This window comes from Xanthomonas sp. WHRI 7065, assembly GCF_040203115.2.
Classification (GTDB): domain Bacteria; phylum Pseudomonadota; class Gammaproteobacteria; order Xanthomonadales; family Xanthomonadaceae; genus Xanthomonas; species Xanthomonas arboricola.
This window is the reverse complement of the sequence record NZ_CP168194.1, coordinates 2,920,298-2,938,996: the sequence shown is the minus strand read 5'-3', so window position 1 is coordinate 2,938,996 and position 18,699 is coordinate 2,920,298. Positions and strand designations below refer to the sequence as shown.

General features: G+C 65.5%; 18 protein-coding genes and 1 pseudogene. 8 read left to right on the top strand and 11 right to left on the bottom strand.

The window, feature by feature from the left end; all coding sequences use genetic code 11:
- Window positions 1–106: 106 nt before the first annotated feature.
- Window positions 107–412 carry a hypothetical protein gene (locus tag ABQY64_RS12385; RefSeq protein WP_374151297.1) on the bottom strand — a complete coding sequence of 102 codons (306 nt, stop codon included), beginning with the start codon at window positions 410–412 and terminating at the stop codon, window positions 107–109.
- Window positions 413–798: 386 nt separating this feature from the next.
- Here ABQY64_RS12385 and ABQY64_RS12380 point away from each other — a divergent pair, with 386 nt between their 5' ends.
- Entirely contained in the window at window positions 799–2,163 is a 1,365-nt protein-coding gene (locus ABQY64_RS12380) for an NAD-dependent succinate-semialdehyde dehydrogenase (protein WP_349779332.1), read from the top strand.
- Window positions 2,164–2,341: 178 nt separating this feature from the next.
- Here ABQY64_RS12380 and ABQY64_RS12375 read toward each other — a convergent pair whose 3' ends face one another.
- The 9 genes and pseudogenes from ABQY64_RS12375 to ABQY64_RS12335 form a co-directional block, all read right to left on the bottom strand.
- Window positions 2,342–3,343, bottom strand: a complete 1,002-nt coding sequence (locus ABQY64_RS12375) for a magnesium and cobalt transport protein CorA (RefSeq protein ID WP_016901627.1) — start codon at window positions 3,341–3,343, stop codon at window positions 2,342–2,344.
- Between the two features lie 14 nt (window positions 3,344–3,357).
- Window positions 3,358–4,629 (bottom strand): DUF4105 domain-containing protein, encoded by a 1,272-nt coding sequence (locus ABQY64_RS12370; RefSeq protein ID WP_374151296.1) that lies wholly within the window; start codon window positions 4,627–4,629, stop codon window positions 3,358–3,360.
- Entirely contained in the window at window positions 4,626–5,504 is an 879-nt protein-coding gene (locus tag ABQY64_RS12365; protein ID WP_024939270.1) for an HlyC/CorC family transporter, read from the bottom strand. Before ABQY64_RS12365 ends, ABQY64_RS12370 begins: the two co-directional genes overlap by 4 nt.
- A 97-nt stretch (window positions 5,505–5,601) precedes the next feature.
- Complete coding sequence (locus tag ABQY64_RS12360; protein WP_039521973.1) at window positions 5,602–6,120, bottom strand: hypothetical protein; 519 nt, start codon at window positions 6,118–6,120, stop codon at window positions 5,602–5,604.
- Window positions 6,120–6,605 carry an rRNA maturation RNase YbeY gene (gene ybeY / locus ABQY64_RS12355; RefSeq protein WP_016901623.1) on the bottom strand — a complete coding sequence of 162 codons (486 nt, stop codon included), beginning with the start codon at window positions 6,603–6,605 and terminating at the stop codon, window positions 6,120–6,122. The genes ABQY64_RS12360 and ybeY overlap by 1 nt, the downstream gene beginning before the upstream one ends.
- Window positions 6,606–6,629: 24 nt before the next feature.
- Window positions 6,630–7,184, bottom strand: coding sequence for a hypothetical protein (locus ABQY64_RS12350; protein WP_065050144.1), 555 nt, complete (start codon window positions 7,182–7,184; stop codon window positions 6,630–6,632).
- Complete coding sequence (locus ABQY64_RS12345; RefSeq protein WP_127159049.1) at window positions 7,181–8,170, bottom strand: PhoH family protein; 990 nt, start codon at window positions 8,168–8,170, stop codon at window positions 7,181–7,183. Before ABQY64_RS12345 ends, ABQY64_RS12350 begins: the two co-directional genes overlap by 4 nt.
- Window positions 8,171–8,923: 753 nt before the next feature.
- Complete coding sequence (gene miaB, locus ABQY64_RS12340) at window positions 8,924–10,378, bottom strand: tRNA (N6-isopentenyl adenosine(37)-C2)-methylthiotransferase MiaB (protein ID WP_349779333.1); 1,455 nt, start codon at window positions 10,376–10,378, stop codon at window positions 8,924–8,926.
- 38 nt (window positions 10,379–10,416) lie between these two features.
- Window positions 10,417–11,005, bottom strand: a pseudogene (locus ABQY64_RS12335) (glutathione S-transferase family protein).
- A 156-nt stretch (window positions 11,006–11,161) separates the two neighbouring features.
- Between ABQY64_RS12335 and ABQY64_RS12330 the strand changes: the two are divergent.
- From ABQY64_RS12330 to ABQY64_RS12300, 7 genes are all read left to right on the top strand, one after another.
- Window positions 11,162–12,130: a WYL domain-containing protein gene (locus ABQY64_RS12330; RefSeq protein ID WP_349779335.1), complete on the top strand. Its 969-nt coding sequence runs from the start codon at window positions 11,162–11,164 to the stop codon at window positions 12,128–12,130.
- A 49-nt stretch (window positions 12,131–12,179) separates the two neighbouring features.
- On the top strand, window positions 12,180–13,166 hold the full coding sequence (locus tag ABQY64_RS12325) for a lytic transglycosylase domain-containing protein (protein ID WP_349779336.1): 987 nt from the start codon (window positions 12,180–12,182) through the stop codon (window positions 13,164–13,166).
- 375 nt (window positions 13,167–13,541) lie between these two features.
- Window positions 13,542–14,186, top strand: coding sequence for a ubiquinol-cytochrome c reductase iron-sulfur subunit (gene petA, locus ABQY64_RS12320; protein WP_039526849.1), 645 nt, complete (start codon window positions 13,542–13,544; stop codon window positions 14,184–14,186).
- Entirely contained in the window at window positions 14,186–15,445 is a 1,260-nt protein-coding gene (locus ABQY64_RS12315) for a cytochrome bc complex cytochrome b subunit (RefSeq protein WP_024939276.1), read from the top strand. Before petA ends, ABQY64_RS12315 begins: the two co-directional genes overlap by 1 nt.
- Window positions 15,438–16,196, top strand: a complete 759-nt coding sequence (locus tag ABQY64_RS12310; RefSeq protein ID WP_166767284.1) for a cytochrome c1 — start codon at window positions 15,438–15,440, stop codon at window positions 16,194–16,196. The genes ABQY64_RS12315 and ABQY64_RS12310 overlap by 8 nt, the downstream gene beginning before the upstream one ends.
- A 386-nt stretch (window positions 16,197–16,582) precedes the next feature.
- Window positions 16,583–17,218: a glutathione S-transferase N-terminal domain-containing protein gene (locus ABQY64_RS12305; protein WP_024939278.1), complete on the top strand. Its 636-nt coding sequence runs from the start codon at window positions 16,583–16,585 to the stop codon at window positions 17,216–17,218.
- A 78-nt stretch (window positions 17,219–17,296) separates the two neighbouring features.
- On the top strand, window positions 17,297–17,737 hold the full coding sequence (locus ABQY64_RS12300) for a ClpXP protease specificity-enhancing factor (RefSeq protein WP_016901612.1): 441 nt from the start codon (window positions 17,297–17,299) through the stop codon (window positions 17,735–17,737).
- Window positions 17,738–17,951: 214 nt separating this feature from the next.
- On the opposite strand, the gene ABQY64_RS12295 is transcribed toward ABQY64_RS12300, so the two are convergent.
- Window positions 17,952–18,332 carry a DUF3301 domain-containing protein gene (locus ABQY64_RS12295; RefSeq protein WP_039516191.1) on the bottom strand — a complete coding sequence of 127 codons (381 nt, stop codon included), beginning with the start codon at window positions 18,330–18,332 and terminating at the stop codon, window positions 17,952–17,954.
- Between the last annotated feature and the right edge of the window lie 367 nt (window positions 18,333–18,699).

Here is an 18,699-nt window from a genome sequence, read left to right as displayed (position 1 = left end):
GACGGCTGCGAGGCGGAAACCGCCGACATCCACGACGGCTGCAAGCCGCTTGCGGATGCCTGCGGCGGCTAGCGGGCGCCGGGCACAGTAGTTGGTTGGGCCGCTGTTACCTGGCCGGAGGCGTGTACCCGCTGTCCCAGGGCTGCGGCTTGGTCAGGTAGCACTGATACTCGGCGCTGATGTCGTAGCCCTGTTGCTCGACCTTGGGTTGTTCGTCAGCGCGATCCTTGTCCCTGTTCTTGCCGTTCTTGTCGCCGTCGTCCTTGGATTTCTGCTTGCTCGGATAGATCGTGACCATGTTCGGCGACGAGTGCGCGGTAACGAATTGGCGGATGGCAGTGTCCGAGCAGGCACGCAGTGCCTGTTCCTCGCAGGGTTGGCTGGGATTGGGCAGCGTATTGGTGCAGCTCACGGTGACAAATCCGTTCGGACCCGGACGCGGGCCGTGCAGCATGTCCTGCAGGACGGCGCATCCCGGCAGGCAGGCGCCGATGCCAAGTACAACTAGAACAATCAGATCCCTGCGCATCGTGGTGGTCTTCCGTGGATGGATGAAGCTGCCAAGTGCCGAATGCTAGAGCATTTTTGTGCGGTGGGACGGTCGGGACAGGGCAGGGCCGCTTTCGTTCGCGTGTCCGGGAGCGGTATTCCGGCTGCCAGTGATCGCGAGCGGTGCGATGGAGGTGCGGCATTGCGTCGCGGCATGGGTAAACACAGCGTTGCAGCGATTTGCCGCGGTTGTGACGCGGCTGCAACTTGCCGGCGACTAGCATGGCGGGCCTGTAACAGGAGACCGTCATGTCCTACGACACCGTCAACCCGGCCAATGGCCAGGTCGAACATACCCAGCACACCCTGGACGCCGCCGCCATCGAGGCGCGTCTGGCTGCTTCCGCCAAGGCATTTCCGCAGTGGGCGGCGCTGCCGCTGTCCGAGCGCGGCACGCTGCTGCGCCGGGTCGGCGAAGAGCTGACCCGGCGGCGCGACGACCTGCAGCGCATCATGACTGCCGAAATGGGCAAGCTGCGCCACGAGGCGCTGGCCGAGGTGGACAAGTGCGCGCAGGGCTGCGCCTATTACGCCGACCATGCAGCTGACTACCTGGCACCGCGCGATATCCCGACCGAGGCGCAGTCCAGCTATGTGCGATACGAGCCACTGGGCTGCGTGTTTGCGGTGATGCCATGGAATTTTCCGTTGTGGCAGGCGTTCCGTTTCCTCGCCCCGGGTCTGATGGCCGGCAATGTGGCGCTGCTCAAGCACGCCAGCAATGTGCCGCGCTGCGCCGATGCGATGAAGGAGGTGCTGGATGCCGCCGGTATTCCGCCCGGCGTGTTCGATGTGCTGCATATCGACAACGACCAGGCTGCAGATGTGTTGCGTGACGAGCGCATCGCCGCGGTGACGCTGACCGGCAGCGAACGTGCCGGACGTTCGCTGGCTGCAAATGCGGGCGATCAGTTGAAGAAGTGCGTGATGGAACTCGGCGGCAGTGATGCGTTCGTGGTGCTGGAAGACGCCGACCTAGAGCACACTGTCGCCTCCGCCGCGCAGTCGCGGTTCGACAACAGCGGGCAGACCTGCATCGCCGCCAAGCGCTTCATCGTGGTGGACGCCATCGCCGATCGCTTCATCGAACGCTTCGTTGCCGCTGCCTCCCAGCGCGTGCTCGGCGACCCGCAGCAGGAGGGCACCACGCTGGCGCCGATGGCCCGCGCGGATCTGCGCGACGAGCTGCACAAGCAGGTGCAACACAGTGTGGAAAAGGGTGCGAAGGTGCTGCTGGGCGGCGAACCGGTACCCGGTTCGCATGCAGGCTATCCGGCCACCATCCTCGATCATGTCGCCCCGGGCATGCCGGCCTACGAGGAGGAGTTTTTTGGCCCGGTCGCGTCGGTCATTCGCGTGCGGGATGAAGCAGAAGCAGTACGCGTGGCCAACGACACCAGCTTCGGCCTGGGCGGCAGCGTGTGGACCGCCGATGCCAAGCGCGGCGAACGCGTCGCGCAGCAATTGCAGTGCGGTGCGGCGTTCGTCAATTCGGTGGTCAAGAGCGACGTGCGGCTACCGTTCGGCGGCATCAAGCGCTCGGGCTTCGGCCGCGAGCTGGCCGAGCACGGCATCCACGAGTTCATGAACATCAAGACGATCTATGTGGCTTGAGTGCGGGGATTGGGGATTCGGGATTGGGGATTCGTAAAAGCAGGCAGCCTTCCTTCTCCCGCTCGGGAGAAGGTGCACGAAGGGCGGATGAGGGAACGTGCAGCACGCGCGCCACAGTCACGCGTCCAGCTCCAACCAATCCCCAATCCCCACTACCAAATCCCAGCCGCAAAGCGGCCTAAAGCCACCGCGCTCGCTTGAACAGGCGATACAACACCAGGCACGAGGCGACCACGCCGGCTACCAGCAGCGGGTAGGCATAAGGTTTGTCGAGTTCGGGCATGTGGGTGAAATTCATGCCGTACCAACTGGTGATCAGGGTGGGGGCGGCCAGCAGCGCGGCCCAGGCGCCCAGGCGTTTGACGGTTTCGCCCTGGGCCAGGGTCACCATCGACAGGTTGACGCTCAGTGCGGTACCCAGCATTTCGCGCAAGGTGTCGATGGCGTCGTTGATGCGCACGGCGTGGTCGAGCACGTCGCGCAGGTAGATGCCGACTTCGTCATGGATCAGCGAGCCGGGGTTGCGCTTGAGGTGCGAGAGCACGTCCTGCAATGGCGCCACGACCAACCGCATCTTGTTGAGTTCGCGCTTGAGCTCGTACAGGCGCACCACGGTTTCGCGCTTGTAGTTGTCGGCGAAGATGTCCTTTTCCAGGCCTTCCAGCGTGTCGCGGAACTCGTCCATGATCGGCAGGTAGTTGTCGACCACGAAGTCGAGCACGCCATACAGGCAGAACGAGGCGCCCATGCGCAGCATCGCCGGTTCGCGTTCGACCCGGTGCCGCACCGGCGTGTACGACAGCGATGCGCCATGGCGCACCGTCAACAGAAAGCGCGCGCCCAGAAACGCGTGCGTCTCGCCGTAGCGGATGCGCTCGTTGACCAGTTGTGCGGTGTTGACCACCACGAACAAGGAATTGCCGTAGCTCTCGGCCTTGGGACGTTGGTGCGCCTTGAGCGCATCCTCGATGGCCAGATCGTGCAGGCCGAACTCATCCTGCAGCTTGTGCAGCACCGATTCCTGCGGCTCGTACAGGCCGACCCAGACAAAGCCATCCGGGCGCTGCAGCACGTCGCTGATCTGCTCCAGGCTGATGTCGTGGCGCTCGCCCTGGCCGTCGTAATAGGCGCAGGTGATGACGCAGGAGGGGTTGTCCGGATGGCGGCCGTGGTGGTTCATGGGCGCATCCTGGATCAGCGCGTGCGGACGGACAAGTCACGCTGCCGCAATGCGATGGCGAGCGCGGTATGGATCGGCAACAGCAGCAGCACCCACTGCAGGTTGTCCTGCGCCTGGAACGACAGCCAGTGGATCAGCAGCGCCAGCAGTGCCGCGGCGGCCACCACCCAGCGCAGCATATCGAACCAGCGCCCGGGCCGGCGCCCGCGCAGCACGGCGATGCCGCCGATCAACAGCAGCACGCACAGCGGGTTGACCAGCAACAGGTTGCGATTGGCCCAGGCCGACTGATGCGCGGTGAAGCCCCACAGATACACCAGCAAGCCGCCGCCGATCGCGCACAGCAGCCAGTACGGCAGGGCCAGGGCGGCCAGCAAGCGTTGCCGGCGACCGAGTGCCAGCACGCCGGCAGCGACGATCAGCCCGGTCAGCAGCCATGGCCACCAGTGGCGCTGCTGTTCGGCCGGCTCCGGTGCGATGCGATGCGGCAGCAGGACCTGGGTGGACTGCACCAACGGGCGGCCGGCGCTGTTGTGCACCTGGGTCAGGCTGTCGGCCAGGCGCATCGGCACGAAGGCTTCTTCCCAGCGCGACAGCGGGCGGTCCGCATACGGCCCCAGGCCCAGGTCGAAGCCCAGCCACATCCACGGGGCAGGCGAGGCCAGGCGCACCGCTTCGCTGCGGAAGGTATTGCCGCGCGAACGCCCGGCCAGTTGCGATTTCAACGCGCCACCCATGGCGCGGTCCAGCGTGTCGCGGACCATGGTGGCGCAGTTGGCCACGAAGTAATCGTAGTGGTAGCGCGCGTTCTCGGGCTGGCTGCGGATGGCCAGCCCGTCAGCCAGCGCGCGCGCCTGGTCCGGTGGCAGGTCCAGCCACTGGATGCTGACGCCGCGGCCGACCGCACGGTATTGCTGCAGGTCTTCTTCCAGCGGCAACGCGACCAGGTAATACATCATCTCGCCGCGCGCAAAGCGGGGGACGAAATCCGGCTCGCCGGGGTCGAAGAAGCCAAAGTTGTACGAGGTGGCCTGCCCGGTGACGGGATCGACCACCACGATGGCATCGTGGCCGAAGCGCTCGAAGAACACCTCGCCCGGCTGCATGGTGACGACGCCGACCCGCGGTGCCGGTACATTGGACTGGGCAGGCGCCTGCCCGGTGGCCTGGGCCATGGCGGCAGGTGCCACCAACCACGCCAGCAACAGCAGCAGACACGCTGCCGCCCGGCGCCGGATGCTGCCGCGGGCTGGCGCTGCAGCGGTGACGCGGTACCAACGGTTCAAGCGTCGTCCTGTGGGTCTGGCGGCAGAATGGTCACGTGGAAGGCGTGCACGCGCCGCGCATCGGCCTTGGCCACACGGAAGGCAAAGCGCCCCAGCGTCAGCTCTTCGCCGGTTTCCGGCAGGTGGCCGATCGCATCGGTGACCAGGCCGCCGACGGTGTCGTACTCGTCGTCGGGGAAGTCGGCACCAAAGCGCTCGTTGAAGTCTTCGATCGGCGTCAGTGCATCGACCACATAGCGGCCGTCGGCCTGGATCGCGATCAGCGAATTCTCGTCTTCGGCATCGTCGTGCTCATCGTCAATCTGGCCGACGATCTGCTCCAGCACGTCTTCGATGGTGACCAGCCCGGCGACGCCGCCGTACTCGTCCACCACGATCGCCATGTGGTTGCGCGACAGCCGGAACTCCTTGAGCAGCACGTTGAGCTTCTTGGACTCGGGGATCAGCACCGCCGGGCGCAGCAGTTCGCGCACGTTGCCGGGGCCGTTGTCGGCAACCACGCCGCGCAACAAGTCCTTGGCCAGCAGGATGCCGAGCACCTCGTCCTTGTTCTCGCCGTGCACCGGGAAGCGCGAATGGCCGGATTCCACCACCTGCTTCATCAGGTCGATGAAGCGCGCCTCCACCGGCAGCGAGACCATCTGCGAGCGCGAGATCATCACGTCGCCCACGGTGAGCTCGGACACGGAGATTGCGCCTTCCATCATGCGCAAGGTGTCTGCAGCGATGAGACCGTCCTGTTCGGCGGTCCGCAGCAGCGCGACCAGTTCGTCGCGGGTATGGGGTTCGCCAGAGAAGGCAGCGCTCAGGCGCTCAAGCCAGCTACGGCGTTTTTCGGGTGTTTCTTGGGATTGGCTACTGTCGTCTTCGGACATCGTGACGTGGGACGGCACCCGGCAAACCAGGCGATAGCCGTCAGTCTAACAGGAAGCCGCTAAGGCGCTGTGGACGGGGTGGGGCGGGCGCTACGCTTCAGGGCAGGTCCAGGCTGTAGCCGCAGCCGACTACGGTCTTGCCCGGATGCGACTTCACGTTGGAGACGCTGAGCACGATCGATTCGATCATCGCCTCGCCGGTCTTGGGATTGGTGGTGTCTTCGCTGACCAGCTCGCGGCCATACATGACCTTGTCGGCGTTATCCACGCCCAGTTCCAGGTTCAGCTGTTTGGCCAGCGGGCGGGGGTCGGGCAGGTCCAGCAGCGCCATGACGCTGGCCCCGGAGAACGCGATGTGGGTGGTACTATGGCCGAACACGCTGATCGGCGTGTTGAGCGTGTACTCGGTCATGAACAGGTTGGCCTGGTCCAGCGGCGTCCAGCCCAGCGCCACCGCCTTGAGCGGGTCGGCCAGCACCGGTGCCAGCGCGTTGAAGTCGCCGATGCGCTGGCGGCATTCGATCAGGGCCGGCAGGTCGGGGCGTGCCGGCGCGGCCTGCGCCCAGGCACTGGAGCAGGCCAGCAACAGCAACGCGGTGGCGAGGCAGGCCCGCATCAGCGCTCTCCCGCGTACGGGTCGTCGATGCCGAGATCGGCCAGGATCTCGCGTTCGAGTTGCTCCATCGCATCGGCTTCCTTGTCGTCTTCGTGGTCCCAGCCGAGCAGATGCAGGGTGCCGTGCACGGTCAGATGGGCGTAATGCGCGGCCAGCGACTTGCCTTGTTCGGCCGCCTCGCGCGCCACCACCGGCGCGCAGATCACCAGATCGCCGAGCAGCGGCATCTTGACGCCCTTGGGCAGGCCTTCGGGTAAATCGGCCGGGAAGCTCAGCACATTGGTGGCGTAATCCTTGCCACGGTAATGATGGTTGAGCGAGCAGCCTTCCTTCTCGTCGACAATCCGCACCGCCAGGTCGGCCTCGCGGATGCGTCCCTTCAGCGCAGCGGCCACCCACTTGCGAAAACTCACCGCCGACGGCAGGCCGGCGCGCGGCAGCGCATAACTGACAGCGACGTCGAGGCGGACAGGTCCACGGGTCATGGCGAGAGTTTCCTGGGCAGAGGGTCAGCGCGTGCAGGTGATCAGCAGTATCACCACAGGCCCGTTGGCCACGCGGTAGCTCGAACTGCCGATCGGGCCGCGCCCGCAGCCGCGATTGTAATCCCGCACCCGCAAGCTTGAAACGAATCCTGGCTGGTCATGCATCCAGACCGCAGCGATACCGCTTTCCAGGAGTCCGCCGACCAGCGACTGGCTTGAGCGATGCGCGTGCTGGATCGGTGAGCTTTCGCAGCCGCGTGCATCCGTGACCGTTCCCGGTAGATCGAGCAGCCAGCGCGCGCTGCGACCTTGCTGCCAAGCACTGAGTCGTACGCGATCGTTCCCTGCCGGCATATCGCCGCGCCCCTGTTCTGCCAGCCTCTCCAGGTGCGCGGTTGGGATGCTGATGCTGGTTTGTTCGGCGGCCAGCGACACACAGGGGGGCGCCACCTGCGTCGCCGGGATCACATCGCGATCCACGATCGGGATTCCCGGAAGCAGCGGCGCTTCGGTGGCACCGAGCGATGCCGCCGCGACCAATCCGCTTGCCAACGTCAAGCTGGCAAGGAATAGCCTCATTCAGCGTTGTTCTTGATCGCAGCGTCCTGCTGATCGCGCTTTTCATAGGCCGTGACGATGCGCTGCACCAGCGGGTGGCGCACCACGTCGCGTGCTTCGAAGAAGGTGAAGCTGGCGCCGTCCACATCGCGCAGCACCTCGATCGCGTCGCGCAGGCCGGACTTGACGTGCTTGGGCAGGTCGATCTGGGTCAGGTCGCCGGTGACCACCGCGGTGGAGCCGAAGCCCAGCCGGGTCAGGAACATCTTCATCTGCTCGATGGTGGTGTTCTGTGCCTCGTCCAGGATCACGTAGGCATCGTTGAGCGTGCGGCCGCGCATATAGGCCAGCGGCGCGATCTCGATGACGTTCTTTTCCAGCAGCTTGACCACTTTTTCCACGCCCAGCATTTCGTAGAGCGCGTCGTAGAGCGGGCGCAGATACGGGTCCACCTTCTGGCTGAGATCGCCCGGCAGGAAGCCCAGCTTCTCGCCGGCTTCCACCGCCGGGCGCACCAGGATCAGCCGCTGTACGCGCGACTCGTTCAGCGCCTCGACCGCGCTGGCCACGGCCAGGAAGGTCTTGCCGGTACCGGCCGGGCCGATGCCGAAGTTGATGTCGTGCGTGGCGATCGCATGCAGGTACTTGGCCTGGTTGGCACCGCGGCCACGCACGGTGCCGCGTTTGACCTTGATCGCCACGTCCTGGGCCACGTAGGAACGATCGACCACCTGCTCGACGTTGGCATCGTTCAAGCGCAGGTGGATGGCGTGGTTGTCGAAGGTGGTGGAGGCGGCTTCATCGTACAGGGCGGTCAGCAGCGTCTGCGCGGCGGTGATCGCCGGCTCCGGGCCGGTGACGCGGAAGACGTTGCCGCGGTTGGCGATCTCCACGCCCAGCTTGAGTTCGATCTGGCGCAGGTGCGCGTCGAACGGGCCGGCCAGGTTGGCCAGGCGCTCGGTGTCGTCGGGTTCCAGGGTGAAGTCGCGATGTGCAGGTGAGTTCATGGTCGGATCGGACCGCGCACGCATGCGCTGGTCGGTTGGGCGGCAGACGAGGGTAGCGCGCAGCGTGTGATCCCACCAACACGCCAGGCTGCCGCAAGCGCGTGGTCATTGCCGGTCCCCGGCGGTGCGCGCGGGTTTTCCACAATCGCTGTGGAGTCACGCATCACTAACCTGTGGATAAAAATCGTGGCGCCTACTCGCACAAGGTCCGGCAGGGACATGGCGAAAAAATCACCACTGCGGTGGCGGTTGTCCACAAGCGGTGTGGATCGAATTCGGCAAAGCCTGTGGGTAAGTGCTCGCACGCCTTATGCCGCAAGGTGTTGCAGACAAGTGGTGAAATTTTGATCACTTACCTTGTGTGCCGTGTGACCAGGGAGGTCGGTGTCGTTGTTGTGCGCGATCACGACCATGCCCGGCGTATGCGAGCAGTGCGCGCTGTTGTTGACCTGGACCGACCAAGGCTCGGAAGCGCGTAGATGCCGGAGCGCCGGTCGGCGAGTGCGGCAAGCACGCAAGCTGCGTGCTTGCCGAAGATCGAGGTGCGAGGCACGACGCGCGTGACCTCAACGCAATTGCCAGCGTGTTGCACGCACGCAGCTGCGCAACGCAACGCAACAACAATCGCAGGCAGACGCAGCATCGCGTAGCCGGCCGCAGCGCTACGGAAGTAGTGACCAACCAACGTGCACCTTCCAGTCAGCAAGACGCGATGCATGCCGTGGCACCACGCGCCCCGGCACCTATGCGGCATCAGCTTTCGCTGTCGTCCACCTGGATAAGACCACGCAGCGAATTGCTCATCGCCTCGGTGATCAGCACATCGACGAACTGCCCGATCAGGCGCGGATTGCCGGGGAAATTCACCGGACGCATGTTCTCGCTCTTGCCGGTCAATTCGTTCGGATCGCGCCGCGACGGGCCTTCCACCAGTACCCGTTGCATGCTGCCGACCATGGACTGCGAAATGCGTGTGGCGTGCGCGTTGATCTGCGCCTGCAAACGCGCAAGCCGTGCCTGTTTGACGGCTTCCGGCGTGTCGTCCTGCAGGTCTGAGGCCGGCGTGCCGGGACGCCGCGAATACACGAACGAGAAACTCTGGTCGAAGCCCACGTCCTCGATCAGCTTCATGGTCTTTTCGAAATCCGCTTCGGTCTCGCCGGGAAAACCGACGATGAAGTCCGAGCTGATCGAAATATCCGGACGCACCGCGCGCAGCTTGCGGATCTTGGACTTGAATTCCAGCGCGGTGTAGCCACGCTTCATCGCCGACAGGATACGGTCGCTGCCGGCCTGCACCGGCAGATGCAGATAATTGGCCAGCTGCGGCACGTCGCGGTACGCATCCACCAGCGAGTCGGAAAATTCCAGCGGATGCGAGGTGGTGAAACGGATACGGCCGATGCCCTCGATCTGCGCGATGGTGCGGATCAACAAGCCCAGATCCGCGTATTGCGCCGCGTCGCCGGCATCGGCGCCGTACGCGCCGCGATACGCGTTGACGTTCTGGCCGAGCAGATTGATCTCGCGCACGCCTTGCGCGGCCAGCTGCGCCACCTCCACCAGCACGTCCTCGAACGGCCGGCTGACTTCTTCGCCACGGGTGTAGGGCACCACGCAGAACGAGCAGTACTTGGAGCAGCCTTCCATGATCGACACGAACGCCGACGGACCCTCGGCGCGCGGCTCGGGCAGGCGATCGAACTTCTCGATTTCCGGAAAGCTGATGTCCACCTGCGACTTGCCCGATTCGCGCCGCGCGCGGATCAGCTCCGGCAGGCGATGCAGGGTCTGCGGGCCGAACACCAGATCCACATAGGGCGCGCGCTTGACGATGGCCTCGCCTTCCTGCGAGGCCACGCAGCCGCCCACGCCGATGATCACCGGCTTGCCGCCGGCCTTCAGCGCCTTCCAGCGGCCCAGTTGGCTGAACACCTTTTCCTGCGCCTTCTCGCGGATGGAGCAGGTGTTGACCAGCACCACGTCGGCGTCTTCGGGGTTGTCGGTCAGCTCCAGGCCTTCGGAGGCGGCGAGCACGTCGGCCATCTTGGCCGAGTCGTACTCGTTCATCTGGCACCCGTGGGTCTTGATGTAGAGCTTGCCGCGCACCACGGCAGGCGCCGACGGGCGGGCCACCGGCAGCGGCAACAGGGCAGGTGCGTCCACGGCGGTGGCCGCGGACAGGTCGGAAACGGATGTCCCGGGCATGGCGCTTATTCCAGGCGGGTAGAAGATAGCCGCACAGTTTACCCGCTTGCGCCGGGCCCGTCCGTTTGGTCAGGCCTTGGCGTTGGTGGCCTCGGCACGCGCGAACGCCGGCCGGTCGGCCATGCGGGCGATGTAGGCGCGGGTGCTGGCAGGCGGGTCGATCAGGCCGAAATCGACCATCCAGCCCAGCGCGCCGCCCCACAGCACATCGGCCGCGCTGCAGCGCTGGCCCAGTAGATAGTCGCCTTTGGCCAGCTGCGCATCGATCACCTGCAGCACCGTGGCGCAGTCGGCGTAGGGCGAGATCGAGCGCGGCGGCGCATCGCGCTTCATTGCGCGGTCGATGATCGCCGGCTCGAACGCCGAGCCGTAGAAGGCCAGCCAGCGCAGGTAGGCGCCGCGATCGGCATCGCCCGGCGCCGGCGACAGCCCGACTTCCGGATACAGCTCGGCCAGATACTGGTAGATCGCGCCCTGTTCGGTGACCACGCTGTCGCCATGCCGGATCGCCGGAATCTTGCCCATGGGGTTGATCGCCAGGTACGCGGGCGCGAGTTGCTCGCCTTTTTCCAGGTTGACGATCTGCAGGTCGTAGCTGGCGCCGAGCTCTTCCAGCAGCACCAGCACGCCGCGCGAACGCGAACGGGGGTTGTGGAACAGGGTGATGTGGCGCTGGTCGGACATTGCGGTTTCCTTGGTGGATGCGGAAGGCATAGAGAACGAGGTGCCAGGCAATCCTACGCAGCTATTGCGGACAGTTTCTGTCCGCAATACGGTAATGCGATGGCCTCGACCGCTGCCCGCTTGTTGCGTCTGCTTGCGCTGCTGCAGGGCGGCCGCAGCTGGTCGGGCGTGGCGCTGGCCGAGCGGCTGGAACTGCATCCGCGCAGCGTGCGGCGCGCGATCGAGCGCCTGCGCGAGTTGGGTTACCCGGTGCATGCCGTGCCCGGCGCCGGTGGCGGCTACCGGCTGGGGCAGGGTGCAGCCGCCCTGCCGCTGTTGTTCGAGGAGGACGAGGCGCTGACGGTGGCGATCGCGCTGCGCGCAGCGGCCCCGGCGATACGCGGCATGGATGCGGCGGCGGCGCGGGTGTTGCTCAAGCTCGATCCGCTGCTGCCGCGGCGCAGCGGCCAGCGTGCCAGTGCCGCGCACGCGGCCACCGCCAGTTTGCCGGTCACCGAGGAGACGGGTGCCCTGGTGGATGCGGCGCGGCTGGCGCAACTGACCAGCGCCTGCCGCGACCGGGTCACGCTGCGGCTGGACTATCGCCGCCACTCCGGTGCCCCGATCACGCGTTGCGTCGAGCCGGCCCTGCTGGTGAATTACGGGCGGCGCTGGTATCTGCTGGCCTGGGACTGCGAGCGCCAGGACTGGCGCACCTTGCGCGCCGACCGCATCGACCGGGCCGAGACGACCGGCGCGCAATTCGCCGCTCGCGCACTGCCGGAGGAGCCACTGCAACTCCTGCGCAAGGCGATCGGCGAGTCGCCGTTTCCGTGCCGGGCCCGGGTACGCCTGCACGGCACGCTGGAGGTACTCGCCGCGCGCATCCCGCCCTGGCTGGGCGCGCTGGAAGCCGACGGGCCGGCGCATTGCTGGCTGGGTCTGGGCGCGCCGAGCATGCCGGCGCTGGCGGCCAACCTGCTGCTGCTCGACCTGCCGTTCGATGCGATCTGCCCGGATGCCGTGCGCTTGCCGCTGGCCGAGGCGCTGAACGCGTTGCGGACGCGGCTGGAGCCGCTGCCCGGATAACCATTTAGGCCACTTGGCAAGCCCGGGCCAAGCTGGGACACTCCGCCGCATGAAGGGGATGTCAAGATTGCTGGGGCTGTTACTCGTCACGTTGCCGGCAGCGCCGGTCTGCGCCGGCACCTTGTACAAGTGTGTCAGCGGCGACGGAATCACCAGCTACCTGAGCAAGCGCCAGAGCGGCGCGACCTGCAGCGTCATCAGCAGCTATACCCCGGAGCGATCCGCGCGCCGCGCGCCGCCGGCCATGGCTCGCCCGGCGCAGGGCATGGCCGCCGGCCCTGCGCGCGCCAGTACCTCGATTGACAGTGGCGCGCCAGCCACCATCATCAGTCAGCCGGTTGGCCAGGCGCCACGTCGCACTGCCGAGGTCGCCTCGGCGGTGACGCCGCGCGCGCTGCCGGTGTCGGAAACCTCGGTCGTGCAGGCACCCGCCGCCGCGGTCAATCCGCGCCGGGTGGTCAGCGGGCAGGTCTATTCGTATATGAAGGACGGCGTGCGTCACTACACCAGTGCGCGCCCGCGTCAGGTCGCCAGCATCGAAGGCCTGCGCACCATCCATTACAGCTTCATCGAAACCTGTTACGCCTGCGCGGCCAAGCCCGGCGTCAATTTCGGTGCGATCCGGCTCAACACCAATGCCTATCAGCAGGAAATCACCGCAGCCGCGCGCGAGTTCGGGGTCGAGGAAGCGATCGTGCGCGCGATCATCCATGCAGAGTCGGCCTACAACCCGCTGGCACTGAGTCGGGCCGGCGCGCAGGGGCTGATGCAGTTGATGCCCGGCACCGCGCGCCGCTTCGGCGTCAGCGATGCCTATGATGCAACGCAAAATATTCGCGGTGGCGTGCAATATCTTTCGTGGTTGCTGAAGCGCTTCAACGGCGATCTCACGCTCGCCGCTGCCGGCTACAACGCCGGCGAGGGCGCGGTGGATCGCTATGGCGGCGTGCCGCCTTACAGCGAGACCCAGCGCTACGTCCAACGCGTCGGCGTGCTGGCCGGACGCTATCGTGGGCAGACCACGGCGGCCAACTGAGCCGTGTGCTTTGCACGCATTTGCGCGCGCTGCGGCCTGCTTTGACCGTCACCAGCCGAGACAGATGTCATGCGGCCATCAGGCCGCGCAGGCCGCCATCGCACCGGCGCAGTAGTGCAGCCAACGCGCAGCATGTCTGCAACTGGCACGGTCTTTTTGTCAGCACTGGGTCACAGCTGTCCGCCTTGTGCAGGGCTGGCGCGTGAAGCGGTCGACGCATGCCTGCATCCAGTGTTTGCACTGCGCCAGTCCGACTGCGTACATTGCGTTGTCTGTGCATTAAGCGTTCCGCTACACTGCGGTCGATTCATCGCGGCTGGACCCCCCGCCAGCCGTTGGCAGCCTCACGCTACCTAATCAAGATCGGAGAGCCGGATGGCCAACGATGGGGTTAACGCACCTGCTGATATCGGGCGTCGTCGGTTCTTGACCGCGACAACGGCCGTGGTCGGTGCGGTCGGAGCAGGATTTGTCGCAGTTCCGTTCGTGAAGTCGTGGAATCCCAGCGCACGCGCCAAGTTGGCCGGTGCCCCGGTGACCGCCGACATCAGCGCCTTGCAGGAAGGGCAACGGCTGGTTCTGGAATGGCGCGGTCAGCCCATCTGGATCGTCAAGCGCTCCAAGGCGATGCTCGACGCACTGCCATCGCTGGATGACCGGCTCAAGGATCCCAAGTCCGAGAACAAGGACCAGCAGCCGGACTACGTACTGAAGAACCCCGAGTACCGCTCGATCAAGTCCGACATCTCGGTGCTGGTCGGGCTGTGCACGCATCTGGGCTGCTCGCCGGAAATGGTCGCCGAGATCCGCCCCGAGCCCTACGACCCGCAGTGGAAGGGCGGCTATTTCTGCCCCTGCCACAAATCGCGCTTCGACATGTCCGGCCGCGTCTTCGACGGCGTGCCGGCACCGATCAATCTGCTGGTGCCCCCACACCACTATGTGGACGACAACACCCTGGTGATCGGCGTCGATCCCGACGGTACCGGTACGTCGGCCAACAGCACGGGGGCTGCCTGATGAGCAATATCCTGGTCCGTACCGCCAACGGTGTGTTCGATTGGGTCAACGAACGCGCGCCTGGGCTGATGCCCATGTACCGCAAGCACGTCAGCGAGTACTACGCGCCGAAGAACTTCAACCTCTGGTACTACTTCGGCTCGCTGGCCATCGTGGTGCTGGTCAACCAGATCGTCACCGGCATCTTCCTGACGATGCACTACAAGACCAGCGCCGCCGATGCGTTCGCCTCGATCGAATACATCATGCGCGACGTGGAGTGGGGCTGGCTGATCCGCTACATGCACAGTACCGGCGCCTCGCTGTTCTTCATCGTGGTGTATCTGCACATGTTCCGCGGGCTGATGTACGGCAGCTACCAGAAGCCGCGCGAGCTGGTGTGGATTCTCGGCATGCTGATCTACCTGGTGCTGATGGCCGAAGCCTTCATGGGCTACGTGCTGCCGTGGGGGCAGATGTCGTTCTGGGGCGCGAAGGTGATCATCTCGCTGTTCGGCGCCATCCCGGTGATCGGCAACGGGCTGACCGAATGGATCATGGGCGACTATCTGCCTGGCGATGCCACGCTCAACCGCTTCTTCGCGCTGCACGTGATCGCACTGCCACTGGTGCTGTTGCTGCTGATTGTGCTGCACATCGGCGCGCTGCACGAGGTGGGCTCCAACAATCCCGACGGCGTGGAGATCAAGAAGGGGCCCAAGGGCAACCGCTGGGACGCGCACAAGCCGGCCGACGGCATCCCGTTCCATCCGTATTACACGGTCAAGGACCTGGTCGGGGTCGGCTTTTTGCTGCTGATCGCGGCCTTCATCATCTTCTTCGCGCCGGCGTTCGGCGGCCTGTTCCTGGAGCACGACAACTTCACCGAGGCCAATCGCCTGGTGACCCCGGAGCACATCAAACCGGTCTGGTACTACACGCCGTACTACGCAATGTTGCGGGTGGTCCCCAACAAGCTCGGCGGCGTGCTGGTGATGTTCTCGGCGATCGCGATCCTGTTCCTGGTGCCATGGCTGGATCGGGCCAAGGTGCGCTCGATCCGCTACCGCGGCTGGATCTCCAAGGTCGCGCTCGGCGTGCTGGTGGTGTGCTTCGTGTGGCTGGGCGTGATCGGCTCCGGTCCTGGCACCGACGCACACGAAACCTATGTCGGGCGCGTGCTGACCTTCCTGTACTTTGCCTTCTTCATCACCATGCCGGTGTGGACGCGGCTGGACAAGACCAAGCCGGTGCCGGAGCGGGTGACCACCCATGACTAATTCCAACGTGAGGTCATGGACGTCGCGTGTGGTCGCCCTGCTGTGCGGGCTGACCCTGGCTGCAGGGGCGCTGGCAGCCGAAGGCGGAAAGGTGCAGCAGGCCGGCAACGACCTGAGCGACCGTGCCTCGCTGCAGCGTGGCGCGCAGTTGTTCATGAACTACTGCTCCGGCTGCCACTCGCTGAAGTACCTGCGCTATTCGCGCATGGCCAGCGATCTGGGACTGAGCGAAGAGGAGGTCATGACTAACCTCAACTTCACCGGCGCCAAGATCGGCGAACATATCGAAGGCACCATGCCGCACGATGCGGCCACCAAGTGGTTCGGCAAGGCGCCGCCGGATCTGACCTTGATCGCCCGCGTGCGGGGCACCGACTGGGTCTATACCTACCTCAAGTCGTTCTACCTGGATCAGACCCGCCCGCTGGGCTGGAACAACCAGCTGTTTCCGAATGCCTCCATGCCCAATCCGCTGTGGGAGCTGCAGGGCCTGCAGCAGGCGCAGTTCGGCCCGCCCGACAAGGCGACCGGCGACAAGCCGGTGCAGGCGCTCAAACTCGGTCAGCCAGGGCGACAGACGCCGGTCGAGTTTGATCAGACCGTGCGCGATATCGCCAACTTCCTCGAATACGCCGGCGAACCGGCGGCCTTGAAGCGGCAGAGCATGGGCGTGTGGGTGATCCTGTTCCTGGCCTTGCTCACCTTCATGGCCTACCTGCTGAAGAAGGAATACTGGAAGGACGTGCACTGACCGGTCTGCAGGCCGGTCATCGGCTGCAGAGCGCGACGGCCATGCATGCGCAAACCATGCAACGGCTGCAGCAAACCGACCGCTGAGCCCCTCTCCCTGCGGGAGAGGGGTGCGGTGAGGGTCGGCAAGCAATCAACGCGTCGGTTGACGACAAATCGCCTTTGCCGCATCCGATGTCGTGCACCGGCGGTCGCACCGTTGCGACACGCGCACGTGACCGGAAGCTGCATCTCGGCGCAACAAGCGGCCTGTCCGGGCATTAATCGGCCCTATCACTCTTGGCTTTTGCGTGACGTGATTGCACACTCGAAGGACCGTGGTGACGGTCGGCGTTGGGCCGGCCGCGCCGATGCGGCCGGCGGATTCCGGTCGTCGGAGAGCCTTGAATGGCGACGAGTGTGCGTATGCGGAATACCTTGACTTTGTTTTCGTCCAACGACGACGTGTTGTGCCACCGGGTCCGTCTGGTCCTGGCGGCGAAAGGGGTGACCTACGACCTGGTGCCGGTCGACCCGCAAAATCCCCCGGAAGATCTGATCGATCTCAATCCCTATCATTCGGTCCCGACCCTGGTCGAACGCGACCTGGTGCTGTACGCGGCATCGGTGGTCAGCGAATACCTGGACGAGCGCTACCCGCATCCGCCGCTGATGCCGGTCGATCCGCTCTCGCGCGCACGTCTGCGTCTGGCGATGCTGCGGATCGAGCACGACTGGGTGCCGCAGGTGCAGGCCATCCAGCTCGGCAACAAGACCCAGGCCGAGGCCGGCCGCAAGCGCCTGAAGGAACTGCTCACCGCGTCGGTGCCGCTGTTCAAGGCCAGCAAGTTCTTCCTCAACCCGGAAATGAGTCTGGCCGATTGCGCGATGGCGCCGATCATCTGGCGACTGGACGCGTTGGAGATCGGTCTGCCCAAGGACGGCAAGGCGATCGAAGACTACGGCAACCGGATCTTCCGCAATCCCGGCTTCATCCGCAGCCTGACCGATCAGGAAAAGAAACTGCGCGACCTGCCGGGCTGATGCGACGGCTGTATGCCAACAGACCGACGCCCCAGCGCGCAGCCGCCGCTGCGGGCCGTGTGCGGGTAAAATGACGTCATGAGCGAAGATTTCCCCCGCATGACCAGCCATCGCCCGTACCTGCTGCGGGCCTTGGTCGAATGGATCAACGACAACGGCATGACCCCGCACGTCCTGGTGGACGCCGGGCTGCCCGGCGTGCAGGTGCCTGCCAGTGCCGTCAAGGACGGCCGCGTGGTGCTGAACATCGCCGAGCGCGCCGTGGTCGGGCTGCAGGTCGACAACGAAAGCGTGCAGTTCACCGCACGCTTTGGCGGCGTCAGTTATCCGGTGATGGTGCCGATGGCCGCGGTCCTTGCGGTGTATGCACGCGAGACCGGGCAGGGCATGGCCTTGCCGGACGATATCCCCGGCACCAGTACCGAGCCGCCGGATCCGGGTGCACCGCCGCCAAGCGCGCCCACGCCGGACGAGCCGCCAAGCGCGGGCAAGCGTCCGCATCTGCGCGTTGTCAAGTAACTGCACGCACGGACGCGCATCGCGCGTTCGTGCGTTGTTGCGCCATGTACGCGTGCGGTTTGCATCGCATGCGCATTTTTCCAACAGAACCCAGGACACGCCGTTGCATGTGTGCATCGGCGTTGCGGATAGGCAGCAGCGACACGGATCTTCGGTCGTACGGCGCTGCATGCAGGCCAGGTGCCTGCAGACGCATACATCGACCCAATCGCGGTCAGTTCAGGCGCTGATGGTCCGGGCTCAACGGCGTCACCGTGGCCACCTGCGGTCCGGTGAAGGCGATCAATTGGTCGCCGCGCAGCACTAGGCGGCCGCTATGACGGTCGATGCCGTCGTAGGAATACTCGAACCGGAACGTCCGCTCGAAGCCCAGCCAGCCATTGGGCTTGCGGCAGATGCGGATGTTGGTGGAATGCACGCTCTGATCCAGCCATTGCACATCGGCGGCGCGGCAGGCATTGCGGCCGAGGATATCGGCACGTTCGGCCGCCGCGCGCGAGGAGTTCCAGAACGCGTACAGCGCGGCGCCGGCAATCATGAAGAGAATAAGGCTGGGCATGGCGTCAATGTGCCATGGCCTGCGCCCGATCGACAATCATCGCGCCGGGCCGCAGCGTTGCGTTGATGGCTGGTGACCCGATGCGCCGGCCGGTATCTGCCGCTCGTCCAGGCAGCCCTTCGCTTTACCACCAACGCCTGTCGTCACGTCGCGCGAGTGCTCGGCATCGCGCCCGGGCGAACTGGACGCGCCCGGTCGAACCGGAGTTGACGGGAAAGTTGCAGCAGGTCGAAGCGGTGCAGCGGGCGCACCGGGCTTGGCCGCTGCGCGGTCAGGCTGACAGCCGCTTTAACCATTCACCGCCATTCCCGTGGTCGGCTTGTGTCGGGCGCAGCGCAACCCCATCCATTGGACTTCGCCCCGTTGAATCCACACGCCGCTCCTGGCCTGGCATCGCGGCCTG

Excerpts from the sequence above, each read along its gene's own strand:
- ABQY64_RS12380 (WP_349779332.1), top strand. The coding sequence starts at position 799 with ATGTCCTACGACACCGTCAACCCGGCCAATGGCCAGGTCGAACATACC.
- ABQY64_RS12375 (WP_016901627.1), bottom strand. The coding sequence starts at position 3,343 with ATGAACCACCACGGCCGCCATCCGGACAACCCCTCCTGCGTCATCACC.
- ABQY64_RS12365 (WP_024939270.1), bottom strand. The coding sequence starts at position 5,504 with ATGTCCGAAGACGACAGTAGCCAATCCCAAGAAACACCCGAAAAACGC.
- ABQY64_RS12360 (WP_039521973.1), bottom strand. The coding sequence starts at position 6,120 with ATGCGGGCCTGCCTCGCCACCGCGTTGCTGTTGCTGGCCTGCTCCAGT.
- ybeY (WP_016901623.1), bottom strand. The coding sequence starts at position 6,605 with ATGACCCGTGGACCTGTCCGCCTCGACGTCGCTGTCAGTTATGCGCTG.
- ABQY64_RS12350 (WP_065050144.1), bottom strand. The coding sequence starts at position 7,184 with ATGAGGCTATTCCTTGCCAGCTTGACGTTGGCAAGCGGATTGGTCGCG.
- ABQY64_RS12345 (WP_127159049.1), bottom strand. The coding sequence starts at position 8,170 with ATGAACTCACCTGCACATCGCGACTTCACCCTGGAACCCGACGACACC.
- miaB (WP_349779333.1), bottom strand. The coding sequence starts at position 10,378 with ATGCCCGGGACATCCGTTTCCGACCTGTCCGCGGCCACCGCCGTGGAC.
- ABQY64_RS12330 (WP_349779335.1), top strand. The coding sequence starts at position 11,162 with ATGGCCTCGACCGCTGCCCGCTTGTTGCGTCTGCTTGCGCTGCTGCAG.
- ABQY64_RS12325 (WP_349779336.1), top strand. The coding sequence starts at position 12,180 with ATGAAGGGGATGTCAAGATTGCTGGGGCTGTTACTCGTCACGTTGCCG.
- petA (WP_039526849.1), top strand. The coding sequence starts at position 13,542 with ATGGCCAACGATGGGGTTAACGCACCTGCTGATATCGGGCGTCGTCGG.
- ABQY64_RS12315 (WP_024939276.1), top strand. The coding sequence starts at position 14,186 with ATGAGCAATATCCTGGTCCGTACCGCCAACGGTGTGTTCGATTGGGTC.
- ABQY64_RS12310 (WP_166767284.1), top strand. The coding sequence starts at position 15,438 with ATGACTAATTCCAACGTGAGGTCATGGACGTCGCGTGTGGTCGCCCTG.
- ABQY64_RS12305 (WP_024939278.1), top strand. The coding sequence starts at position 16,583 with ATGGCGACGAGTGTGCGTATGCGGAATACCTTGACTTTGTTTTCGTCC.
- ABQY64_RS12300 (WP_016901612.1), top strand. The coding sequence starts at position 17,297 with ATGAGCGAAGATTTCCCCCGCATGACCAGCCATCGCCCGTACCTGCTG.